Annotated in this window: 16 protein-coding genes and 1 pseudogene; 8 read left to right on the top strand and 9 right to left on the bottom strand. The window is 67.9% G+C overall.

Annotated elements, in window-relative coordinates; translation table 11 throughout:
- Positions 1 to 1,083 carry a nucleoside deaminase gene (locus BO221_RS10680; RefSeq protein WP_143195378.1) on the bottom strand — a complete coding sequence of 361 codons (1,083 nt, stop codon included), beginning with the start codon at positions 1,081 to 1,083 and terminating at the stop codon, positions 1 to 3.
- A 253-nt stretch (positions 1,084 to 1,336) separates the two neighbouring features.
- Between BO221_RS10680 and BO221_RS10675 the strand changes: the two are divergent.
- A pseudogene (locus BO221_RS10675) lies at positions 1,337 to 1,465 on the top strand (transposase); the annotation flags it as partial.
- Between the two features lie 233 nt (positions 1,466 to 1,698).
- Here the strand turns inward: BO221_RS10675 and BO221_RS52425 are convergent.
- From BO221_RS52425 to BO221_RS10635, 7 genes are all read right to left on the bottom strand, one after another.
- Positions 1,699 to 2,784: a transposase gene (locus tag BO221_RS52425; RefSeq protein WP_083680932.1), complete on the bottom strand. Its 1,086-nt coding sequence runs from the start codon at positions 2,782 to 2,784 to the stop codon at positions 1,699 to 1,701.
- 218 nt (positions 2,785 to 3,002) lie between these two features.
- Positions 3,003 to 3,419 (bottom strand): SRPBCC domain-containing protein, encoded by a 417-nt coding sequence (locus BO221_RS10660; RefSeq protein WP_073560329.1) that lies wholly within the window; start codon positions 3,417 to 3,419, stop codon positions 3,003 to 3,005.
- A 118-nt stretch (positions 3,420 to 3,537) separates the two neighbouring features.
- Positions 3,538 to 5,988 (bottom strand): DNRLRE domain-containing protein, encoded by a 2,451-nt coding sequence (locus BO221_RS10655; protein ID WP_158079817.1) that lies wholly within the window; start codon positions 5,986 to 5,988, stop codon positions 3,538 to 3,540.
- Positions 5,989 to 6,232: 244 nt separating this feature from the next.
- A complete protein-coding gene (locus BO221_RS10650) occupies positions 6,233 to 8,905 on the bottom strand; it encodes a carboxypeptidase-like regulatory domain-containing protein (protein ID WP_073560327.1) in 2,673 nt (890 codons plus the stop codon).
- Positions 8,906 to 8,987: 82 nt separating this feature from the next.
- Positions 8,988 to 9,251: a hypothetical protein gene (locus BO221_RS10645; RefSeq protein WP_073560326.1), complete on the bottom strand. Its 264-nt coding sequence runs from the start codon at positions 9,249 to 9,251 to the stop codon at positions 8,988 to 8,990.
- A 98-nt stretch (positions 9,252 to 9,349) separates the two neighbouring features.
- Complete coding sequence (locus BO221_RS10640) at positions 9,350 to 10,390, bottom strand: HTTM domain-containing protein (RefSeq protein ID WP_073560325.1); 1,041 nt, start codon at positions 10,388 to 10,390, stop codon at positions 9,350 to 9,352.
- Complete coding sequence (locus BO221_RS10635; protein WP_143195375.1) at positions 10,387 to 11,079, bottom strand: DUF5819 family protein; 693 nt, start codon at positions 11,077 to 11,079, stop codon at positions 10,387 to 10,389. The genes BO221_RS10640 and BO221_RS10635 overlap by 4 nt, the downstream gene beginning before the upstream one ends.
- A gap of 101 nt (positions 11,080 to 11,180) precedes the next feature.
- Here BO221_RS10635 and BO221_RS10630 point away from each other — a divergent pair, with 101 nt between their 5' ends.
- A complete protein-coding gene (locus BO221_RS10630; protein WP_073560323.1) occupies positions 11,181 to 11,462 on the top strand; it encodes a hypothetical protein in 282 nt (93 codons plus the stop codon).
- 83 nt (positions 11,463 to 11,545) lie between these two features.
- On the opposite strand, the gene BO221_RS10625 is transcribed toward BO221_RS10630, so the two are convergent.
- Positions 11,546 to 12,004, bottom strand: a complete 459-nt coding sequence (locus BO221_RS10625) for a hypothetical protein (protein ID WP_143195374.1) — start codon at positions 12,002 to 12,004, stop codon at positions 11,546 to 11,548.
- A gap of 150 nt (positions 12,005 to 12,154) precedes the next feature.
- Here BO221_RS10625 and BO221_RS10620 point away from each other — a divergent pair, with 150 nt between their 5' ends.
- From BO221_RS10620 to BO221_RS10595, 6 genes are all read left to right on the top strand, one after another.
- A complete protein-coding gene (locus BO221_RS10620; protein WP_073560321.1) occupies positions 12,155 to 13,327 on the top strand; it encodes an efflux RND transporter periplasmic adaptor subunit in 1,173 nt (390 codons plus the stop codon).
- Positions 13,327 to 16,446, top strand: a complete 3,120-nt coding sequence (locus tag BO221_RS10615) for a multidrug efflux RND transporter permease subunit (protein ID WP_073560320.1) — start codon at positions 13,327 to 13,329, stop codon at positions 16,444 to 16,446. Before BO221_RS10620 ends, BO221_RS10615 begins: the two co-directional genes overlap by 1 nt.
- Before the next feature lie 20 nt (positions 16,447 to 16,466).
- Positions 16,467 to 17,834, top strand: coding sequence for an efflux transporter outer membrane subunit (locus BO221_RS10610; protein ID WP_158079816.1), 1,368 nt, complete (start codon positions 16,467 to 16,469; stop codon positions 17,832 to 17,834).
- A complete protein-coding gene (locus BO221_RS10605; protein ID WP_073560318.1) occupies positions 17,831 to 18,517 on the top strand; it encodes a heavy metal response regulator transcription factor in 687 nt (228 codons plus the stop codon). Before BO221_RS10610 ends, BO221_RS10605 begins: the two co-directional genes overlap by 4 nt.
- Positions 18,514 to 19,917, top strand: coding sequence for a heavy metal sensor histidine kinase (locus tag BO221_RS10600; RefSeq protein WP_073560317.1), 1,404 nt, complete (start codon positions 18,514 to 18,516; stop codon positions 19,915 to 19,917). The genes BO221_RS10605 and BO221_RS10600 overlap by 4 nt, the downstream gene beginning before the upstream one ends.
- A gap of 82 nt (positions 19,918 to 19,999) precedes the next feature.
- Positions 20,000 to 20,731, top strand: coding sequence for a class I SAM-dependent methyltransferase (locus BO221_RS10595; protein ID WP_073560316.1), 732 nt, complete (start codon positions 20,000 to 20,002; stop codon positions 20,729 to 20,731).
- Position 20,732: the final 1 nt, after the last annotated feature.

Raw genomic sequence — 20,732 nt, 5'->3', positions numbered from 1 at the left:
TCAACCTCGCTTGCCCGGACGTTGCGAACGAAGCATGTGTCGCGGTTTGAAGTCGTACTTCGATATCAATTCTAGCGCCTCGTCGCGCATGAACCCAGAGTCAATGTCCAGCGGGACACCTCTGCTCAGGTACAACTGCGAAGCGTTGATGGGCGACTGGAACACGCGCTGCCGAGCCATGCTTACAGTCGCCTCAAGTTCGGCCCGAGTCAAAGAGGTGCGTATTCGCCTGATCCCCGCATACATTGCGGCGGTTGCACACATTGGACACGGCTCAACGTTGGCATACAACGTAGCATTGGCCAGCGACAGCGTTCCCACTGCGCTACAACGCTCACGAATCACGAGAATCTCTGGGTGCGCAGTGGGGTCACAGCTCTCGATCGATCTATCGCCGGCCTCGGCAACAATTCTCCCCTCCTCAACCAATAGAGCTCCGAACGGATGTTCTCCGCGCTCGGAGGCGCTCCTTGCGAGTTCAAGGACCCGGCGCATAAACCCGATGTCTTCGCTCTGCATGGATGTCATTGTCGCCTTACCTGCGAGTATCGCACCGCTCGTCCAGAGTGTTGATTCCACGGAGGGCTCGCGGTCCACGTGATGCCTGCGCTCGAGGCCCCCGAGCGAGCTCGACCAGAAAGCGCCGGTTGCTGCCGCAAGATGGCCGCACAGTGCGTCACGCGGGCGGAGGCGGTCCTCGGCATGAAACGCGAAGCAGTCGAGTGGTTCCGCCGCTCCCTGCGACCCCTTCTGGGAAGGTGACGCATTGCAGCCGCAGAGGCGAACGTCGGTGGGCATCACAACCCACAGGAGCGGCGCAACGCCGACGTTCAATACAGCCTCGCGCCATTTCGTCACATTCTCATCTTTCGGAGGGTCCCCCGAACTCTTGAAGACGGCTGCAGGCATGCTCTGCGCCGTGAACACCGCGTCGGCCATCAGACAGATCCTGGAGTCCTCGAGACGGCCCCGTAGCCGTGCTGCCGCGGGGGCCGTTGCGCGCACCAGCCCGGGCGAGGGCTTGCCACCGGCGGTCAGCACGCCTGTCTCAGAGAGGACACGTTTGAAGGCCTCGATGCTCACTCGCTCCTCCGCAGCCAGAGACACGGGGCGTTTCTACAGGTCGCGTCCGTCCAAGTGTTCCTTCAAGGCGAGATGCGGGCCATACCGAACTGCGGTATTACCTTCAGGAGTACCGACACACCAGGGCACAAGAAGGATGGGGGCCCTATGGGGGATGGGGTGCTGTGTATAGGACGCATGGGGACCCTGTTGATGAGCCTGCCCCGGTTTTGTGGACACACCTCATAAGTCGGCTACACGGGAGGTAGTGTTCATGGAGCGAAGGAAGAGGCGGAGTTTCACCCCGGAGTTCAGGACCGATGCAGTCCGGCTGGTGCGCGAGGGCAGCAAGAGCCAGCCCCAGGTGGCCAAGGACTTGGACTTGACCGAGTCGGCCCTGCGGGGCTGCCCAGCGTCAATTACTTTTTGCGTATAGGAGGGATGGGGGCCCTGTTGAGGGGGAGGGCAGGAGCCGAGGGGCCGAGGAGGGCCGCTGAGGGGAGCCCCCCGGGCTGTGCGCCAGGCCGGAGCAGAGAGCGTGCAGCCTCCTGGAGGCACACGCCGCCCCAAGCGGCCCCACCTGCAGGAAGGACGCAGCAGGGCGTGGGCTAGTGGGGCAGCGCGACTGCTTGGGGCTCAACAGCACGCGAGCTGCGGTGGCCCCTGCGTCGGGGCCCGCTTCGCAGGCTGCGAGGGCAGCGCCAGGTGCTCCAGAATGGCGCGCACTGCGTTGGGGGCCGTCAGGTACGCCAGCACCCGCTGCCTGCCTCCACACCTCACGCAGACGAACACGTCGAAGTCGAACGTCCTCTTGAGCAACTCTGCCCAATCCACTCGCGGCGTCCTCTCCTTCATCCGCTCCTTCCTGGCCGCTACCTCAAGCCTCGCGCTCGCCTCCTCCGCACCTGCTTGAGGGACCAGAAATGGCCGCAGTTTGGCGCCTGGAGCGAAGACGCCGTGGAACCTCGTGAGGTTTGCCCGAGGCGGAGGCACCAGGGATGCCAGGCGACGCAGCAACTTCAGCCCGGTGAAGAGCAGGTGCGTGGTGCCGTCCGGCAGCGGGCGCTTCATGCGGTAGGTGATGCGGCCGTCCTCCGCTCGTGACAAACGTTCCAGCGCCAGCGCACCGCGTGCCCCGTAGCGGCATAGCCGCTCCAGTCCCTGCCTGTCGTTGGCATGCAGGTGCGTATTGGCGTGCAGGGAGAAGCCCTCCAGGAAGGTGCACCGGGGCTGCTTTCGGGGATGATGCCGCACGTCCACCTCAGTCCAGCGCAATCGCTGCTGCAGGGAATGCGCCTGGTACGCCTGCAGCGCGTCCTCGGGCCCTTGCGCGGGCAGGGCCCCTCTTTTCTCCAACAGCCGCAGCACCCGGTGCCGCACCACCTTCAGCAGCTGCTCCACCTCGCCTTGCGTGGGCGGCGGCAACGGCTCGAAGCGCACGCCACCCTCCTCCGGCACGAAGACGCCGTCCGGCACCAGCGAGTGGAAGTGAGGCGTCACTTGCAAGGTCGAGCCGAAGAACTGGATGAACGACACGGCCCCGGTCTGCCCACCATGCAAGCCCTGCCGCCGTCTTCGGCGCTGCAGGGCGAACACCGCGCGCAGGAAGAGGGTGAGGACGTCCGAGAGCAGTCCCACGTTCTTGAGCAGCACCCAGCGCACCCGGTGCGGAAAGGACAGCGTCCACTGCCGGTAGGGCACGTGCGGCAGCACCCGCTCCACCAGGTGCTCCGCTGTCAGATGCTGAACGGCACGTCGACGTAGGAGTCGAGGGTGTTCAGCGGCCGGGCCATGAGTGTGGGCCGCTCTCCTCGCGCCAGGGCCAGCCGCATCTGGGCCTGTGATGCCAGGCCGTGACGTAGCGGAGCGTGGGCGGGGTGAGGTGGATGGACCGGCGCATCGTGCCCTTCAGGAGCTTTCACGCACGTTGCCATGCCTGTTCAGGTCTCGGCGCGGCGCTTCAGCCCCTCCACGAACTTCTGGAAGGCATCGCTCATGTCGGGGATGGAGCCGCCGATCAACGCGAGCATGGGCCCGCTGAACACCTCGTGGAGGGTGAACTCGACCTGGTCGCCCCTGGGAGTCAGCGTGAAGGTGCGGACACCCTTGAAGAGTCCGAGCGGCATGCCCCCCGTCCAGGTCATCTTCTGGTGGGGCACGAACTCCGACACCTTCACCGGAAACGCCCGGCCCGGACTCAGCTTGGTGAAGGCCTTGAGCTTCTCGCCGGGCGCGATGCGGCCTTCGATCTTCTCGCAGGAAGGATCCCACTGGGGCCAGGAGGCTCCATCGATGAGGATCGTCCAGATCTTCTCGGGGGATGCTCGGATGGTCGTGCTGGCCTTGTATTCCTTCATGGTGCTCCTCTGGGAATGGGGGCTCCCACCGGGGAGCCACGCACTCTGCCTGGGAAGCGGGCGTGCACACCAGGAGGCGTGAGCGGTGGCGTGAAGTAGGCCACCCCAGCCGCGAAGCCTACGGCTTCAACTGGATGTAGAGCAGGTCGGAGCTGCCTCGCGGCGTATAGGCCGTCCCATCGTGTTGGACGGGCACGCTGAAGGTGCCTCCGGCCAGGACCTGTCCCCAGGGCTGGGGCGCCAGGAGCAGCCTGGGCTGGCCGAACGCGTCTCCGATTCTCGAGTCGAAGGAGCGAGACCAGCGGTGGGTACCCGTCTCGGTGTAGCTCGCCACGAAGGGGGTCTGGTCGAAGCCCCCGAGCGTTCCACCACCCAGGTCATAGGTGGGGGTGCGCCCCTTGCCGGAGACCGCGAGGGTGCCGCCCGACAGGACGAGTCCGTCGAGATTGACGAGCCCCAGGTCACGAATCCACTGGTCGTAGCCCGTCTCGTTGTTCAGCGAGCCGATGAAGCCGCTGACGTTCTCCGGGTAGTACGGATCGTCCGGAGTGCCTCCGGTGTACGTCCGTCCCGCGAAGGTGAAGCTCCCGCCCAGCTGGGTGGTGAAGTACACGTAGCGCGGCATCTGGTACTGGACGGCGGTGACGGCCCCATGGACGCCGGGGATCAGCCGCTTCCATTGGAGCGCTCCGGAGGCGTTGTACTTCGCGATGAAGGCCCCGGAGCTCGCCAGGGGTCCGTCACCGAGGTCGGCTTCCATCATCACCCTGCCACCGACGAGGGTGTTGCCGTCCTTGTCGGCCGCCACGGCCTGGATTCGTGTCGGGTCCTCGGAATACCTCGCCGTGAAGGCCCGCGACCAGACGTGTTGCCCCTCGCGGTTGAACCTGGCGACGAAGCCACCCGGGTAGGGATCCTCGCCGTAGATGCTGGCCGGGCCCGCGAAGAGCTTTCCGCCCCCGAAGTCCACCTCGCCATGGAAGTTGCCCACGACGGTGAGGCCGCCCGTGGCATCCGTGGTCACCGCCTCCGGGGTGACCGGCCAGTGCTCGAGCGTCCCATCTTCCCGATTCACGTAGGTGGCGGCGAACCCCCGGGCCCACTCGAGCTGCCCGGTGGGGGAGAACTTCGCGATGAAGGAGGCGTTGGACCAGGAGCCGCTGGTGGGCAGCGGGCCCGTTCCCAGGTCCGGCGAGCCGTTGTAACGCCCCACCACGAGGATGTTGCCGTCGGGCGTGACGGTGAGGGCCCGCACCCGCATGTCGTCCGTGGTGACCTGACGGCTCCACACGGGCGTGCCGTCCGCGGTGTAGCGCGCCAGGGCGAACCCCTTGCCGCCCGGGAACGGCGCGTCTCCGAAGAGTCCCGCCGCCACGAAGTTCCCAGCAGTGTCGGTGGCCACGGCATGCAACTGCTCGGTGCCCAGGCCGCCGTAATGCCGTGTCCACCCGGTGGAGCCACCGCCCGTGCCCCGGTAGGAGCAGTAGGGCGGGGACTCGAGGGTGATGCTCAGCCGGGGACGCAGCTCGTACGAGGGCGAGTCCGCCGAGACGAAGTCCACCCCGTTGGAGGACTCGGGAACGAGGCCGAAGCTGTAGATGCCGCTGGTCTTGTTCACCAGGCTCGACACGTCGTACTCCACCCAGGTGCCGGCCGTGAGGGCGCCGAGATTGCCCACCGGGGCACCGAGGAGCGCCGGGCGGGTGTTCCAATCGAAGTCGTAGGAGCCCGTGGGAGGCCAGTCATCGCTGGCGCGGTAGAGCAGTGGGCCGTCGGGGGAGGCGTCGGTGGCGTAGAGCCGCAGCTTCGTCTGCAACACCCGCCATTCATCGGGGGTGCTGTAGCGGAACTGGAGGAAGGCCTCCAACCGGTCGGGTGCCGAGTCCACGAGCAGCTGCGGCTCGTGTCCGAAGCGGCGCGTGGGCTGGCTCTGGGAGGCGTAGCTGTCGTAGGTCGCCGAGGGGTCGAAGACCTGCGTGGTGGTGCGCGGCATGCAGTCCGGTTCGGACGCCACGGTGAGGATGAGCTGGGGCCGGCGATCCGTCCGGCTGTTCTCGCGGGAGGCGAAGCTCACCGAGTCATTCGAGGTCCCCACCAGGGCGAAGTGGAACGGGCCGTTTCCGCGCACCGCGCTCGTCACGTTGTATTCCACCCAGGAGCCGCTGGAGACGGTCCCCGCGACATCCAGGCGGCCGCCGCTCGTCGAGGGACGGTTGCGGAACGTGACGCCCTCCTCCGTCCACTCCGAGTGGGCGGAGAAGATCTGGGGTCCGCTCACACTGCTCCCGGTCGCGTACAGCCGCAGCGTCGCCCGCGTCACCGTCCCCGACACCCCCGTGACGTCGAAGCGCAGGTAGGCCCACTCCTCGGGCGAGAGGTCCACGCGCAACGCGTCGGCGCCGCCGAAGTTCTGCGTGTCGGCGGCGTGGGCCACGTAGGCGTCCGCGCTCGCCCCGAAGGTCAACGTCGTGGGGGACGCCACCTCCTGTCTCAGGAGGCCAGGCGTCTGGGGCACGGGCAGGTCCGTGGCCCCCCCTTCCGGCTCCGCTCCGGCACAGTGGGTCAACACCACCAGTGCCGCGACTCCCCCCACACACCTCGTTTTCGACGACCCCCGATACTTCATGTGCTGCCTCCCAGGACGATTCACCCGCCGTGCGGCCGACATGCACCGGGTGTGCCCTGGGTTTTTCCGTCAAAAGGAAGCCGTGGAGACGCGAGGCTTCACGCGGGCGTGACTTCGTGGGAAGCAAGGCGCCCCACCGTGTGAAGGGGTTTGCCAGGGCTGGGAAGAGGCCGCCCTTCTGGCGCCTTCAGAGCTGTGGCATCGCGACCATCACCTCTTGCAGCGAGGGCTGCTGGGAGACGGTGAAGGGGTTGCACTTGGAGCGAGGCGCCGTCGTGCCACCATCCGTGGGGGGCGCTTCCGTCATGGGCGATACACAGAGGTTGTAGTCGCCTGGGATGACGGCGGTGAAGCGGGCGGGTTCCACGGGAGTGAGCACCTGGACCTGGGCGGGCGGAGCGGCGGTTCCCGGCTGGGCCTTGCCCATCAGGATGACGCGGGCCGAGGTGGCGCTGGCTCCCTCCGCGGGCTGGGCCCGGACGAACACCGTCACATCTCCTTGTGGGAACTCCAGCTCCACGCGCGCCACCTGTTGGGCCTGGATGGTGGTGGTGGTGCGCTGCACCTGCTGACTGCCCGACGAGTCCGCCACGGCCACCACCATGTAGGTGCCCGGCGCGAGGTTGTCGAAGCGGAACCGGCCGTCCGTGCCCGTGGTGCCCGTGGTGCCTCCGGCGGGCGCCCCGGGATTGGTGACCATCACGAGCGCGCCGCTCACGGGTTGTCCCCCGCTGAGCACCGTGCCCTCCAGCTGTCCCGTCGCCGCGAGCCGAAGATTCATCTCCAGTGCCGCCACGCCCGCGGGAATCTGGACGAACTCCGAGCGTCCCTCCTGGGGGTGCTCGCCCACGAGCTGCAGGGGCGTGATGGGCAACCCCGCGAAGGTGAAGCGGCCATCGGCACCCGTCCTCGCTTGTTGCAGGCCGTAGTCCAGCTCCGCCGCGGTTCCGACCACCACGCCCGAGCCCTTCATGGCCTGGGAGATGGAGACCGTCGCATCCGCCACGGGCGTTCCATTCGCTCTCAGGACCTGGCCCTGGAGCCTGCGCCCGGCCTGGAGCACCACCACGCCCACGTTCGTCTCCTTCCCCTCCTGGACCTGGATGTCCTGCACGGTCTTGGTGATGAAACCGGGCCCCGTGATGTAGAGCGTGTGGGAACCCTCGGGCACGCCTTGCAGCAGGAATCGCCCATCGCCGCCGCCGTACGGGATGGAGCCGGAGCCGCGCAGCACCACCGAGAAGCTCTCCGGGACCGAGTTGTCGTCCCGGCGCACCTGTCCCTGGATCGACCCTCCCAGGTTGATGCGCAGCACCGCCTCCCGGCCTCCCGTCTCGGCCTGCACGGGGGGCACCAGCCAGGCCAGCCTCCGCTGCGGCGGCGTGCCCGGAGGCGCGGCCCGCAGCAGATAGGTGCCGGGCTGCAGCCCTCGCAGCTCGAAGCGCCCCGCGGGATCCGCCTGGGTGACGAGCTGCCCACGCAGCGTCTGCTCCACGCGGCCGCGTGCCCGTGCGGAACTCAGCTCCGCCTGCACCACGGCTTCTCCGGCGGGCTGGCCGTTGGAGAACTCCACACGGCCGCGAATCACCTCCGTCGCGTTGAGCACCAGCAGCACCTTCTCCTGCTGGACCGGCTCCTGGGAGAGATCCACGTACCGGATGATCGAGCTCGCCTGCTCGTGCAGGGCCAGCAGTGCCAGGCGCCGCTGGGGCAGGCCTTCCATGACGAACTCGCCCCGCTGGTCGCACGTGACCTGCCGGGCCAGTGTCCGGCTCATGCCCTCATCGATCGCCACCCGCACCAGCGCATGGGGGACGGGCTCGCCCCGGTCGTCGAGGACCTGCCCCATGAGCCGGGCCGGCTCGGGCAGCGTGATGGTGATTCCACTCGTCTCGCGATCTTCCTCCAGCGTCAGGGGGGCCGAGGAGCCCGTCGCGCGTTGAGGGCTGGAGGCCTCGAAGCGGTAGCTCCCGGCCGTGAGCTGCTCGAAGCGCCAGCGGCCGGAGGCGTCCGTCACGGTTCCATCCCAGCGTGCATCGGTGAGCATCTGGAGGCTCTGCGTGGAGGGGACGGGCGTGACGGTGACTCCAGACACGGGGGCTCCGCGCGCATCCACCACCGTCCCGGAGACGGCGGCCCCGGAGCGGACCGCCACCGTCACCCGCTGGGGCACGGGAGAGGCCTGGCCCACGGAGAGCTGCTGCCACACGGGCGCGAAGCCCTTCGCCGAGACCTTGAGCACCAGCCGGCCCGTGGGGAGCGCCTGCAGGAGCGCGCGGCCCGAACCATCCGTGGTCGCCGAGCGGGGCTGCTGGGTGCGTGCTTCCACGACGGCGCCCGGCACCGCGCGCCGCGAGCCCGCCTCCACGACCTCGACCTCGAGGGACGCCGCGGGCCGCAGGTGGAGGACGAGGGGCTCGCTCCGCTCGCTCAGCCAGAGGGACAGGGGGCCCGCCTGAAGAGAGCCGTGCCGGGCCTCGAGCTGGTAGGAGCGGGGGGTGAGCCCGGTGAAGGTGAAGGTGCCGTCCTTCTCCGTGCGCGCCGAGCGCACCGGATTCGAGTCCAGCAGCACGGTGGCGTCCGCGACCGGCAACTCCTGGGGATCCAACACCAGGACCTGCAGCCGCAGGGAGCCCTCCGGATCCTTGTCGGGGACGATGGGAAGCGTGTTGGCCTCGGCGAGGCCCATCCCACGAGACGCGACATTCTGGGAGCGCACCGTGACCCGGGTCTTGCGTTCGGGCGAAGCGCTCTTCCCGCCGGCCGGTTCCTCCCCCGCCGGAGCGTTCAGCCCCCTCAGTGTCAGCAGGATTGCTCCCAGGACCACCAGTCCGAGCACCACCAGACCAAGACGCTTCATGGGCATGTCATCACGCGAGGGGAGAAAAGAAAGGGGGGCACACGGAGTTTCGTTCCGTGGCCCCCCTTTGGGAATCAGCCGATTAGCGGTCGAACGCGGCGTCCGTCAGGGCGCCCGCGGGAGCGGCGTTGGCGGTCGCGGCCGTGCCCTCGTAGTACTCCACGTAGTACACCTCGTCCGGAGTCTCGATGATGATGATGACGACCTCCGAGGCCACGTTGGTGGTCGGGCCGTCGTAGGCGGCGTTCCGGTCGGTGGACGCGGCGGAGGCAGGCACCGCGAAGGACGTGGCGGCGAGACCAGCGAAGAGACCGAGCAGCGACAGACGGGTGAGGAACTTCTTCATGGTGCGACTCCTTCACTACTCCGGGGGTGGGTACTGCCTACTGCCCTGACGGCCTGCCCGGCATGCCGGGCCCTCCGCCAGCTTCCACCCCTCCGGGATCAGCCCGGAGGGGGAGAGCTTGATGACGACCCTGTCTCCACTCCCGCTTCGAGGGACATGGAGGGCTGCTGCCGGGTCTGGAAACGCTGACGCAGCCGCTCGAGCCAGCCGCCGATCGCGCGGTACTCCTCGTCACCCATGAGCGCCAGGTCCACGGACGTCATGAAGAGCGAGAAGGTGATGAGGCCGAGGAACAGCGCGATGCCCAGGTGGAAGGTGAAGCCCAACACCACGGCCACCATGCGGGTGTAGCGGTTGAGGAAGAGCAGGAAGGGGAAGGCCACCTGGAACGCCACGGTGCCGTACGACATGGCCGTCACCACGAAGGCGTTGCGGTAGATCCACTCGGTGACGCCCGGCCAGACGAACTGGCCGCCACGGAAGGCGTAGTAGAGCGCGGTGCCTTCCTGCCACACCGGGCCCTGCACCTTGTAGAGGCCCGCCAGCCCATAGACGAGGCTGATCTGCATGGCGATGGCGAGCATCGCCGTGTTGTGGAACATGGCGCTCACGGGGGCCCACGGTCCGGGCGCCTCCGGCCGGGCCTGGCGCCGGCTCGCATCCATGGAGAAGTACGCGCTGACATCCGCGAACGCCGCGTACACGAGGACGAGGTGGATGATGTTGTCTCCCCCATCCCAGATTCCGGGGAAGCGCTGGTGCAGCGACCAGAGGAAGACGTAGTTGAGCGGGGTGAGGAAGCGGGTGCGCCAGCCCACCAGCCACAGGGCCGCCACGAGGATTCCGAGGTGGAAGATCACCTCGAAGTACACGGGCGAGCGGCTCCAGGAGTAGAGCGAGAAGTTGGCCGAGCGGGCCATGTCCGCGGCGAACACCTCATAGGGCCACAGTCCGTTCGGCCCGAAGAGGTAGCGCCGGTGCGCGTAGTTGATGAGGTACTCGATGAGGATGGCCGAGCCCGCGAGGATGCGGAACAGGCTGGCGCCGATCAGGAAGCGGGGCTGGGACATCCGCGCGATGAGCTCATTCCACGCGGCGGCGATCCCCGGGAACGTGGACGGGGAAGGGGAGGTGCTCATGGATCCTTCACCTCCTCATAGGGCTGCCAGGGCAGCTCCGCGTAGTTCGTGTCTCCGGTGGCCTCGCTCTCCATGCGCTGGGAGAAGGACGGAGCCTTGATGGTGGCCATGCGGACGCGGACCTGTTGCATGCGCAGCGACGGGTAGAGATTGGCGCAGGCCGCGGAGGCCACACGGCCCAGCACGCGGGAGCCCAACCGCTTCGTGTGCTCACGCTGCCGCTCCACCTGCGCCACGGCCTGCCGGTACTGCTCGGTGTCCGCGGGCTTCGACAGGAGCTTCTTCGTCACCTCGTCGTCGTTGGGCGTGAGCTGGCTGATGCCCACCGTCTGGGCTCGATCCAACCGGTCCGCTGGCGTCAGACGGTAGCGCTGTTTGAGCTCGTGCAGCGGCAGGGTGATGTTCACCCAGGGCTGCTCCTGCACCACCCCCTGCGCGTCCTCACCCCGGCAGGACACCAGCACGTAGCGAGTCATGGCCTCCACGTCTGGCGCGAACAGCGTCCAGCGCTGCTCGAAGAAGGGGCGGATGTATCCCTCCACCACCGGCATCAGCCGCAGCTTCACCGGGTTGAGCGGCGTCAGGTACGCCATCGTCATGGCGAAGTGCATCGCCAGGACTCCGATCAGCGCGGCGGGCAGCACGCGCATCACCTTCTCCGGCAGCGTCGTGGATTTCTCGTTACCCAAGGAAGGAACCGCCATCTGGGAAGCCGTGAAAACAGACGAAAGACATTAATTCTGTTAACACGGTTTCAATTTTCTAGCAATGACCCCCCGTGAAGTCGGGAATGAATTCCGAGCCGTGTTGCTCCACGAGCAACAGGTGTTGCCTGCCGGGCTACAGGCCTCGTGCTGGCTGGTGTTGCAACTTCGGCAGCGTCTGGCTTCCCACCTCGACGCACGAGGGCGGCGAGATCGAAACGGTGAATCAGATCGGCCCCTCGTGTCTGGTCAAGCGCTTCGAGCTCAAGGTGGTGGTCACGGATTCCTGCGGCGTCACGGCGACGGCCTCGAAGATCGTCTATTACAACGCGAGCGAATGCCCCTGGTTGAATCCCGGCGAGAGGTGACCACCCGCACGGCGGCCATCGTGAAGGCCCAGGAGCGGCTCCACCGCAACCTGTGAGGCGCTGGAGCCGCCTGGCGGGGCTCGCTACATCGCGGTGTCCATGTCGGTGAAGAGCTGCTTCCAGAGCTGCTGCTCGCCCTGCATGCTCCAGATGGGCTTGTCCGAGATCTCGATGTCGTTCTCGAACAGGCGGGGCGTGGCGCTCACCGCCGTGGTGCCGCCGTTTTCCGTGAAGCGGAGGACGTACTGACGGGTGTAGGTGATGCCGACCGCCTGACCCGGCGCGGTCCGGGCCGCGTCCACCCGGATGAGCTTCCGATCGGTCTGGATGAGCCCCTTCTCCGGGTTCTGGATGGCCACCGCGAAGCCCATCGACTGGAGGGAGGCCGCGGCGGCCGCGAAGACCTTTTCCCGGGGAGCGTTGAAGCTCTTCGTTCCATGGTCGGCGACCTCCTTGTCGGAGATGATGCTTCCTTGCTGGAAGGTCGCGCAGCCGAACAAGAGGGAGAGGGACACGAGCGGGACGAGCATGAGGTGACGCATGGTTCCTCCGTGAAAGGGGAAGCGCACCGTACAGACGAGGACTGACATGCGTGCCCGCCTCCAACGCGAACCCTCCAACGCCCGTAACTGACATTCTTGTCATCTTCGCGTCATCTTCGTGCCTGCCCGCTTCTCTAGATGTATGGGCGCATGGTTCCGAACGAACAACGGCCCCGGGGTCCCTGGGCCAGCAAGAGCGCTCTCCTCGTCGTCTTCATACTCTGCATCGCCGCGGGCGGGTGGTGGCTCGGACGCGCCTCGAAGCCAGGGGCCGCATCGGGGCCGCCAGCGGTCCCCGTGGTGGTGGAGCAGGCCTCCCGCCGCGACATTCCCCACCTCATCCGGGGGATTGGCACCGTTCAGTCGCTGCACAGCGTGGTGGTCCGCACGCAGGTGGATGGCCTCCTCACCGGGGTCAACTTCCAGGAAGGGCAGCACGTCAACGAGGGGGATCTGCTCGCCCGCATCGATGACCGGGCCATCGCCGCCGAAATCGCCCAGGCGCGTGCCGAGAAGGCTCGCAACGAGGCGCAGCTCCACGCGGCCCGGATCGACCTCGAGCGCTACGGCAACCTCGTCCGCGATGAAGCGATCGCGCGCCAGACGGTCGATCAACAAAAGGCCCAGGTCGAGCAGCTCGAGGCGACCGTCCGCGCCAATGAGGCGGCCATCGCCGCGGCCCAGGTGCGTCTGTCGTACACGCGCATCACCGCGCCGGTCACCGGGAGGGTCGGTCTGCGCCGCGTCGACCCCGGCAACGTCGTCCGCGCGTCCGATGCGCAGGGGCTCGTCACGGTCACCCAGATGAATCCCATCGCGGTGATCTTCTCCCTGCCGCAGGACGAGCTTCCGCGGCTCCAGCCCCTGCTCCGTGCTCCGGCCGGCACTCCCGTGACCGCGTTCAATCGCGCCGGAGGAGAGGCGTTGGCGGAGGGGCGCCTGATGATGATCGACAACCAGATCAATCCCACGACGGGCACCATTTCCCTCAAGGCGGAGTTTCCGAATGCCGAGGGCAAGCTCTGGCCGGGCCAGTTCGTCACCGTCGAGCTCAGCCTCGGAGCGAGCCAGGGGGCAACCGTCGTCTCGGCGCGCGCCGTCCAGCGGGGACTTCAGGGCTCGTTCGTGTTTCGTGTCGATGAGGCGAAGGCCACCGTCGTCCCCGTCACCGTGGGCTATGCGGACGATGAGCTCGCCGTCGTGACGTCCGGAGTGGCGCCAGGCGACACGGTGGTCAGCGATGGGCAATCACGCCTCAAGGCGGGGAGCACGGTGAAGGTCGCCCCTACCGGTGGAGTGGCCATGAAAGGAGCGGTCCCGTGATGGATTCGAAGCGAGGCATCTCCAGTTGGTTCGTGGTCCATCCGGTCGCCACCACCCTGCTCACGGCGGGCGTCGTCCTCCTCGGGCTTTTCGCCTACCCACGTCTCCCGGTTGCCCCCCTTCCCGAGGCGGAGCTCCCGACGATCCAGATCAACGCGGGCCTGCCCGGAGCGAGTGCCGAGACCATGGCCTCCGCCGTGGCGACGCCCCTGGAAGTCCAGCTCAGCGCCATTCCCGGAATCACGGAGATGACGTCGACGAGCGCTCTCGGCACGACCGTGCTCACCCTGCAGTTCGACCTCGAGAAGAACATCGACACCGCGGCGCAGGAGGTGCAGGCCGCGATCAACACCGCCTCCGGCCGGCTTCCATCGGAAATGCCGAGCCTTCCCACCTGGAAGAAGGTCAACCCGAACGACAGCCCCATCTTCGTCCTGCGCATTCAGTCGGAGCTGATGCCGCTCACCGAGCTCAGCGACCTCGCGGAGACGCAGCTCGCGCGGCAGCTCAGCCAGATTTCCGGTGTCGCGGAGATCAGCATGAGCGGCCAGCGGCGTCCCGCCCTGCGCATCCAGGCGTCGCCCGAGCGGCTGGCGTCCCAGGGACTGACGCTCGCCGATATCCGGGCGGCGGTGCAGGCGGCGAGCGTCAATCAGGCCAAGGGGGCGCTCTTCGGAGAGGCCCGCGTCTCGACGCTCTCGACGAACGATCAGCTCTTCCGTCCCGAGGACTATGACGACCTCATCGTCGCCTACCGCGACGGGGCGCCGGTCCACCTGCGTGACGTGGCGCGCGTGAGCACGGGCGCGGAGAACGACTACGTCCAGGCCTGGCAGAATGGCAAGCCGGGGATCAACTTCATCATCCGCCGCCAGCCCGGGGCGAACATCGTCGAGACCGCCGAGCGGATCCGCGAGGCCCTTCCCCGGCTCCGGGCGCAGCTCCCCGCGAGCGTGGAGATCGACATCCTCAACGATCGTACGCGGACGATCCGCTCCTCGCTGCACGAGGTCCAGCTCACGCTCGTCATCACCATCGCCCTGGTGGTCTTGATCATGGGGCTCTTCCTCCGGCAGGTGTCGGCCACGCTCATCGTTGGCGCGGTGCTCCTGGTGGCGCTGGTCGCGACCTGTGCCGCGATGTACGTGCTCGGGTTCAGCCTGAACAACCTCACACTGGTGGCACTCGTCATCGCCGTGGGCTTCGTCGTGGACGACGCGATCGTCGTGGTGGAGAACATCCACCGTCACCTCGAGATGGGAAAGGACCGGCACGAGGCAGCCCTCCTCGGCTCCTGGGAGATTGGCTTCACGGTCATGTCGATCAGCTTCTCGCTCATCGCGGCCTTCATCCCGCTGCTGTTCATGGGCGGAGTGGTCGGGCGTCTGTTCAACGAGTTCGCGATGACGATGACGGCGGCCATCCTTCTGTCGGCGGTCTCATCGCTGACGCTCGCGCCGATGCTCGCGTCGCGGTTCATGAAGCCCATGGCTCACGGTTCGGGCGGCTCGCACGACGGGTTCTCGCAACGCCTCATCGCCGCGTATGACCGGACCTTGAAGTGGGCGCTGGAGCACCAGCGGCTTACCCTGCTCGGCTTCGGCCTGGCGGTGGCCGCCGCCGTCGCGAGCTACGTGTATGTGCCCAAGGGGTTCTTCCCGGTGCAGGACACGGCCTTCGTCCTGGGGACCACCCAGGCGGCGCAGGACATCCCTTACGAGGACATGATCGCCAAACACGCCGCGCTCGCCGGCATCGTCTCGGAGGACCCGGCGGTGCAGGAGTTCGCGCATGCGGTGGGCGCAACGGGTGGCAGCCAGAGCACTTCCAACGGCCGCTTCTGGATCGTCCTCAAGGATCGCTCGGACCGTGACGTGTCGGTCTCCGAGTTCATCGACCGGCTGCGGCCGAAGCTCGCCCAGGTGCCCGGCATCATGCTCTACCTCCGCGCGGCGCAGGACATCAACCTCGGTGGCGGTCCCTCGCGCGCGCAGTACGCGTATGCGCTGAAGAGCAGTGACGGCACCCTGCTGTCCGAGTGGGCGGAGAAGCTCACGGCGAGGCTCGCCCAGTCTCCCCAACTCCGTGACGTGTCGAATGACCTGCAGCTCGGCGCCAGCGTGACGCGCCTGACGATCGATCGGGCGGCCGCGGCCCGCTTCGGCATCAGCGCCCGGGACATCGACCAGACGCTCTATGACGCTTTCGGGCAGCGGCAGATCAACGAGTATCAAACGGAGGTCAACCAGTACCGGGTGATCCTCGAGCTCGACAAGTGGCAGCGAGGCACCCCGCTGAGCCTCGCCTGGCTCCACATCCGCTCACCCCGGACGGGGGAGGTGGTTCCGCTCTCCGCGGTCGCGAAGCTCGAGCCTCTGACGACGGGGCCCCTGTCCATCAACCACGATGGCATGTTCCCGGCCGTGAACATCTCCTTCAACCTGGCGCCGGGTGCGGCGCTCGGGGATGCGGTGACGGCCATCGAGCAGGCCGAGGCCGGCATCGGGATGCCGGCGACGATCTCCCGCAACTTCCAGGGGACCGCGCGCGGCTTCCAGGAGTCCCTGGCGAGCCAGCCGATGCTGATCCTCGCCGCGCTCCTCGCGGTCTACATCATCCTGGGCGTCCTCTACGAAAGCTTCGTGCATCCGCTGACGATCCTGTCGACCCTCCCCTCGGCGGGGCTCGGCGCCATCCTGCTCCTGTGGGTGATGGGACACGACTTCTCGGTGATGGCGCTGATCGGCATCGTGCTCCTCATCGGAATCGTGAAGAAGAACGGGATCCTCATGGTGGACTTCGCGCTGGAGGCCCAGCGGGCGCGCGGGCTGTCGCCGCGAGAGGCGGTTCACGAGGCCTGTCTCGTCCGTTTCCGGCCCATCATGATGACGACGCTCGCGGCGCTCCTGGGTGGCATTCCGCTGATGATGGGGTTCGGTACGGGCGCCGAGCTCCGGCAGCCCCTGGGGATCGCGATCGTGGGCGGCCTGCTCGTCAGCCAGGTGCTGACGCTCTACTCGACCCCCGTGGTGTACCTGGCGCTCGATCGCCTCTTCGGCCGTCTGCGAAGTCCGTCTACCTCGGAGCAGCCCAAGCCCCAGGCAGTGGAGGTGACGTGATGCGCCGGTCCGTGGGATTCATGGCCGTACTCCTTACCGTCACGGGTTGTGTGAGCGCGGCTCCGCCGAGCCTGCGCCCCTCGGAGCTCCAGACGGAGTGGGAGGGTGCTCCAGCCACGGCCCCCAGCGCTTCCATCGACGCGGCGTGGTGGCGGTCGTTCGGGGATCCGGTGCTCGATGCGTTGATCGCCCTGGCCGAGCGCCGGAACCTGGAGCTTCGACTCGCCGATGCGCGAATCCGCGAGGCGCGGGCGCTGCGTGAGGGCTCCCAGGCCGCACTCCTTCCACAGCTCAACGGCAATGCGGGGCTCAACCAGGGGCGGCTGCTGGGGACCAACATGGCACGGCCCATCGCCACGCTCGGCGTCGAGGCGAGCTGGGAGGCCGACGTCTTCGGGCGTCTGCGCCAGGAGTCCCGGGCCGCGGAGGCGGACCAGGCGGCGACGATGGCAGAGCGTGACGGGGTGCGGCTCACGATGGCCGCCGAGGTAGCACGCACCTATCTGGAGTACCGCCTCTACCGCACCCAGCACACCATCGCCGAGGCCAACGCGAAGGCCGCGGAGGAGACGCTTCGGATCGCCCGGGCCCGGTTCGAGCAGGGCGTCGCCAGCCGTCTCGATGTCGAGCGCACCCTCACCACCCGGGGCGAGACGCGGGCCCGGGTCGCCCAGCTCGCGGAGCTCGCCGGGTCCTCCCGCCAACGCCTCGTCCTGCTTCTGGCCACGACTCCGGCCGAGCTCGGAGAGGTGCTCCCCGAGACCGGTCCCGTCCCACGTGCGAGCGCGATGGGCGTGCTCCTCACGCCGACGGAGGTCATCGGCCAGCGGCCCGACGTCCGGGCGGCCCAGGAACGGCTACTGGCCGCCGTGGCCCGGCGGGGGGCGGCGGAGGCCCTCCGTTACCCCCGGCTCACCCTCGGAAGCGTGCTGGGGCTCCAGAGTGGGACCGAGGCGGCGGCCTTCCTGTCGGGCGGCTCTCTGCTCTGGTCGCTCGGCGCGGGCCTCGTCGCGCCTCTGCTCGACTTTGGACGCATTCGCGCCATGATCGACGCCGCGGACGCGAGACAGGAGCAGGCTTACTTGAGCTATGAGCTGACGGCACGCACGGGACTCCAGGAGGTCCAGACGGCGCTCATCCTCTATACCCAGGGGGAGAGTCGGCGGAACGAGCTCGCCGCCGCCACCGAGTCGGCTCGCCGGGCCGCCGCGCTCGCGCGCCGGCAATACGCGGAGGGGACCTTGTCGCTGCTGGAGGTCCTCGATGCCGAGCGCACCCTCTATGCCCTCGAGCTTCAGGATGCCCAGGCCACCGCGGACGTGTCGCTCCGGCTCGTGCGCCTCTACCAGACCATGGGACTCATGCCTCCGCTCCAGGAGGAGGCATGAAGCTCCTCATCGTCGAGGACGAGGTGAAGACGGCCGAGTACCTGCATCGGGGCCTCAACGAGCAGGGGTACACGGTCGACGTGGCGAGGACCGGGCCGGATGGGTATGCCCTGGCCCTGCATCACGACTATGACGTGATCGTCCTCGACGTGATGCTCCCGGAGATGGATGGCTTCGCCGTGCTCCGGGCCATCCGGACGCGCAAGCAGACGCCCGTCCTCATGCTCACCGCGCGAGACCGGGTGGACGACCGGGTCCACGGGCTCCGCGAGGGGGCGGATGACTACCTCGTCAAGCCGTTCTCCTTTCTGGAGCTCGTCGCCCGCTTGCAGGCGGTGACCCGGCGCGGCCGCTCGCAGGAGCCGACCCAGCTCCGGATTGGAGACCTCGAGATCGATCTGCTCAGCCGGAAGGCCTACCGCACCGGGAGCCGGCTCGACCTGACCGCCAAGGAGTTCGCCCTGCTCGCATTGCTCGCCCGGCGCGAGGGGCAGATCCTGTCGAAGACGGTGATCGCCGAGCAGGTGTGGGACATGAACTTCGACAGCAACACGAACGTCGTGGAGGTCGCCATCAAGCGCCTGAGGGCGAAGGTGGACGGGCCCCATGAGCGCAAGCTCCTCCACACCATCCGCGGCATGGGGTACGTGCTCGAGGTGCGCGACGAGGAGGAGGCGTCATGACGGCCTCGATCGCCAGGCGGCTGGCCGTGATGTTCGCGTTGGCCTCGCTCGGGGTCTTCTCGTTGCTCGGCTTCTCATTGCAGTACGTGCTCCACCGCGAATTCGACCGCCACCAGCTCAGCGAGGTGAACACCCGGCTCGACTACGTGGGCATGATGTGCACCCGGAACGACAGCGCCGAGAAGTGGCTGGGCCTGCGCGCCAAGCTCGACGCGCTCACGCCGCTCGACGGGAGCGCGTTGTTCTGGGTCATCGGCCCCGACCCGCGGTTCGAGTACGGCGACGTGCCAGCGGAGCTGCGCGAACGGTTCCGCACCCATGGGGACGGGACGTTCGTGCTCGAGCTGGAGGGCCGTTCGATGCTGGCGACCGCGCGCACCTTCCCGCCCAATGGCGAGCGCCCGGAGGTCCGGATCATCTCGGCGGTGGATTCGACGAGGTTCCGCGACACCTTGAACGCCTTCGCCGGGGCGCTGGTCGTGCTCTGTCTCGCGGGAGTCGCCGTCGTCGCGATCCTCGGCCATCGCATCGCCAAGGTGGGGCTCGCGCCGTTGAGCAGTTTGTCCCAGGAGGCCCAGTCCCTCAGCCCGAGAGACCTGTCGCAGCGGCTGCGGCTCTCGCCCCTGCCGCGTGAGCTCGCCGACCTGGTCTCCTCGTTCAACGGCGCGTTGGACAGGGTGGAGCGTGCGTACGCCCAGCTCGAGGGCTTCAATGCCGACGTGGCCCATGAGCTGCGGACGCCGCTGGCGAACCTCATCGGCCAGACGCAGGTGGCGCTGGCCAAGGAGCGGACCGCGCCTGAGCTCCAGGAGGTCCTGCAATCGAACCTCGAGGAGCTCGACCGCCTGCGGGAGATCGTCAACGACATGCTCTTCCTCGCCCGGGCGGATCAAGGAGAGACGGCGCTCGGCCGGGTGGACGCCTCGGCCGCGGAGGAGGTTTCGAAGACGGTCGAGTTCCTCGAGCTCCTTCTCGAGGAAGCGGGCGTCTCGGTGCGGGTGGAGGGAGATGCCCGGACGTCGTTCGAGAGCTCCCTGTTCCGGCGAGCCGCCAGCAACCTGCTCGTCAATGCCATCGAGCACTCCGAGCGTGGCGCGGAGATCGTCGTGGCCATCGCGCAGCGGGAGTCCCAGGTGCACATCGCCGTCACGAACGTGGGGGCGCCGATTCCGGAACAACACCTCGAGCGGCTGTTCGATCGTTTCTACCGGGTCGACGGGGCGCGCCGGAACAGCCGGAACAACCACGGCCTTGGCCTGTCGATCGTGAAGGCCGTGGCCAAGATGCATGGCGGAAGCGTCTTCGCGAAGAGCACGAATGGGTGCAACACGGTGGGCTTCACCCTCTCGGACGTCCCAGCGGCCCTGGGGGGGACCGGAATTTCCGCCGATCCGGCCTGAATCCCCGCCCTCCCATTCAGCGGGGTCCCGACGCATCTTCTGATGGCTCGCCCGTTTCCCGCGGGCCTTCAGAGGACACGTCATGGCTCACGAACACCACACCCATTCCGTCCACCACATCGTGCCGGGCTTTGGTGCCGACCGCGCCGCCCACTACGACGCCCAGGCATCCGTCAACCTCGCGGGCGCCCAGGCGATGTACGAGCTCGGCGTCAGCGCGTTGACCGCACAGCTCGACGGCCAGGAGGCGGCGTCACTGCTCTTCGTGGGAGTGGGCACGGGCGCGGAGTTGGTGCCCTACACCCGCTTCGGCGTGCCGGGCTGGCGCTTCACGGGGGTGGATCCCTCCGACGCCATGCTCGACGTCGCCCGCAAGCGCCTGGAGGCCGAGGGGCTGCTCTCTCGCACGCAGCTGCACGTGGGCGAGCTGCGTACCCTGCCGCCCGGCCCCCCGTTCGACGGTGCGCAGATGATGGGGGTGCTGCACCATGTGCAAGGTGAGGAGGCCCGGCTCGAGTTGCTGCGGGAGGTGACCCGGCGGCTCAAGCCTGGAGCGCCGCTCGTCGTGGGCTGCCGCGTCGGCAATGACCCCGTGTTGACGAACGTGGAGCTCCGGCGGTTGCGGGCGTATGGCGTCCCCCAGGATGCGCTGGAGAATCGGCGCCAGCGCCTCGCGGAGGTGCGGCCCATCGAGTCCGACGCCGCCCTGTTCGCGATGCTCGCCCGGACCGGGCTGGTGGAGCCGCGGCCGATCTTCATCTCGCTCCAATTCAAGGTCTTCCTCGCGCGCTTCGAGCCCGGCTCCGCGAGTTGAG

Origin of the sequence: Archangium sp. Cb G35, from assembly GCF_001896145.1 — a bacterium.
GTDB classification, from domain to species: domain Bacteria; phylum Myxococcota; class Myxococcia; order Myxococcales; family Myxococcaceae; genus Archangium; species Archangium violaceum.
Note: the sequence above shows the minus strand (reverse complement) of the source record. Positions and strands in the feature narration are given on the sequence as shown.